Source organism: Luteibacter yeojuensis (genome assembly GCF_000964085.1).
In the GTDB taxonomy this organism is placed as follows: Bacteria; Pseudomonadota; Gammaproteobacteria; order Xanthomonadales; family Rhodanobacteraceae; genus Luteibacter; species Luteibacter yeojuensis_A.
This window is the reverse complement of sequence record NZ_JZRB01000135.1, coordinates 1-2,488: the sequence shown is the minus strand read 5'-3', so window position 1 is coordinate 2,488 and position 2,488 is coordinate 1. Positions and strand designations below refer to the sequence as shown.

The window sequence follows — 2,488 nt, the reverse complement described above, 5'->3', positions numbered from 1 at the left end:
GCCCACGGAGTGGGCTCCTACGCGGATGGTGCGGCGGACGAAGGGCCGATCAGTGGAACGATCAGGCGTGGCGCGGCGGGGAGTAGCCGGCGAGGGACTTGCCGCGCGAGCGAAGGGCGCTCAGCTTGGCACGGGCGAGGATGCGATGGCCGTCCGCACGGACGAACGGGAACGACGGCTCCGCAAGGGCGCAACCCGGATTCGCTGGATTGGGAGTGCGGTGGCGCATGGTTCCCCGGTGCCGGTGGCGGCGGTGACGCGCTTGCCTGCCCGATGCATGCAAGCGCGTGCGACAAGATATAGCGCACCGTAAATTCGGCGTCAACGAATTAATTTATCTGGTTTTTTCCGTTGCGACGCAGCAAATGACGCCCATCAGAAGAACCGATAGTTGAATGACACCGTGTAGCTCGCCGGCGGCGCGTAGTAGAGGTTGCTGAAGTCGTCGAGCACGAAGTACTTCCGGTTGAGCAGGTTGTCGGCATTGAACTGCACCGAGGCCCGGTCGTTGAAGGCATAGCGCGCCATGGCGGTCAGCAGCAACACCGACGACTGGTCGACTCGCTCTGGCCCGTTCGGCCCATCCACCGGCGTGTGGCTTGCCGACTGCCAGTTGGTTCCACCACCTATCGTGAGCCCGCTCATGGCGCCTGGCAGCCGGTAGGTGGTGAACAGGCGAACCAGCGTGCGCGGCAACGCGGTGCGGATGGCGCCCGTATGGTCCGGCCCCTTTACGTTGAAGTGCGACCAGCCCAGCGTGCCATTCCACGCATCGGAGAACGCGCCCGACGCTTCGAATTCATAGCCGCGCGACGTGGTGCCGTCGACACCGTAGTAGGCCTGCGTGATGCCATCGGGAAGGAACGTGCCGACATCCGCCTCGGCGACATGGTCGAGCTTCGTGTCGAAGAACGTCAACGAGGTATTCAACGCACCATCGAAATGGCGGCCCTTGATGCCCACCTCACGGCTGCTGCCAAGCATGGGGTCGAGGTAGCTGCCATCGGCGCGACGGTTGTCTTGCGGGTCGAAGATCTGCGTATAGCTGGCGAACGCCGAGTACGTGGGCGTGATGTCGTAGATGAGGCCCGCGTACGGGATCGTCTTCTCGTGCTTATGGTGGAACACGCCCGCCGTGGCGTCATTGGTATCGTTCTGCCAGCTGGTGCGGCGCGCGCCCACCACGAGCTTCAACGGATCGGCGAGGGAGAGCCGCGCGGCGGCGTAAAGCCCTTTCTGCTCGATGCGGATGAGGTTGACGCGATCGGCCGTGGCGGCGAAATCAGGGTACGGGTGGTGGCCCGACCACGCCAGGAAATTACCGACATCCGGAAGGTCACCGTGCGGGTACTCGTACGAGTCGTTCGAATAGTGCGAGCCGCTGGCGCCCACCACGAGCTCGTGCTCACGGCCAAACGCCTGGAACGGGCCCGATGCAAATACATCCAGCATGTTCTGCCGCCCATGCTGCGTGCTGCGGTAAGCGTAGGGCGTGATGCCCTCCCCCGTCTCGCGGTTCGGCCAACCGTAGACATAGAACAAGGCGTCGTCGCCGTCGGTCTGCCGGTGGCTGGCCATGGCGTGCAGCTGCCAGCCGTTGTCGAAGCTGTGCTTCAGGTCGGCGAACGCCGTCTTCGTGGTCTGGTTCCAGAAGCTCCAGTCCGCCGCCGGGCTGAACGAGCGGCGCCACGACAAGCGGCTGCCATCGTCATAAAACACGGGGAACGAGCCCCATGTGACGCCATCGGGTTTGGTCTTCTGGTAGTCGGCCCCCAGGCTGAGCACCGTGTTCTCGCCCAGGTCGGCGTCGACGACGCCGTACAGCACGTTCTTCGTGTTGCTGTAGCGGTCGAGATAGGAATTGCCGTCCTCGTGCACGGCCACGACGCGGCCGCGCACGCTGCCGGACGCGTTGAGCGGCGTCGAGACGTCGGCCTCCGCACGCTTCGTGTCCCAGGAGCCATAGCTGAACGAGACATCGGCCTGCGGCGTACGGCTGTCGGCGTGCTTACGGACGAAATTGATGAGCGCGGCGGGGCTGCCCGCGCCACTGAGCAGGCCGGAGGCACCGCGCAACACCTCGATGCGCTCGTAGATGGCGGTGTCGAGTGTCGCGTCAGCCGAGCTCGCGTTAAGGCCAGGGGCCACGGGCACGCCATCGTTGGCCACGTTCTCGACCTGGAAGCCGCGCGACCAGAACACCACGCGTTCGGTGTCGTACTGGCTGGAGGAGACGCCCGTGGTGTTGTCGAGCACCGAGCGAACGTTGGTGAGGTGCTGGTCCTCTATGCGCTGCGCCGTGATGATACTGAGCGACTGCGGCGTATCCTGCGGGGTGAGGGGCAGGCGCGTGGCGGCACCCGATTCCTCGGCGGTATACGCGGGCGCACGCTGGCCCTGGACGGTGACGGCGTCAAGCGTGGTGGTGTCTTTCGTTGCCGTGGTAGCCGTCGACGCGTCCTGGGCGTGGGCCGCGGGCATGGCGGCC

The 2,488-nt window shown here is 65.3% G+C and carries 2 protein-coding genes; both read right to left on the bottom strand.

All coding sequences use genetic code 11. The features are described 5' to 3' along the window. Window positions 1-61: 61 nt before the first annotated feature. Window positions 62-229: a hypothetical protein gene (locus tag VI08_RS21915; protein WP_157130548.1), complete on the bottom strand. Its 168-nt coding sequence runs from the start codon at window positions 227-229 to the stop codon at window positions 62-64. Between the two features lie 146 nt (window positions 230-375). Then, window positions 376-2,488 (bottom strand): TonB-dependent siderophore receptor (locus VI08_RS20575; protein ID WP_045831517.1); only part of this gene is annotated, 2,113 nt, incomplete at its 5' end.

Bases quoted from the DNA above. Each gene is read 5' to 3' on its own strand.
- VI08_RS21915 (WP_157130548.1), bottom strand. From the start codon at position 229: ATGCGCCACCGCACTCCCAATCCAGCGAATCCGGGTTGCGCCCTTGCG.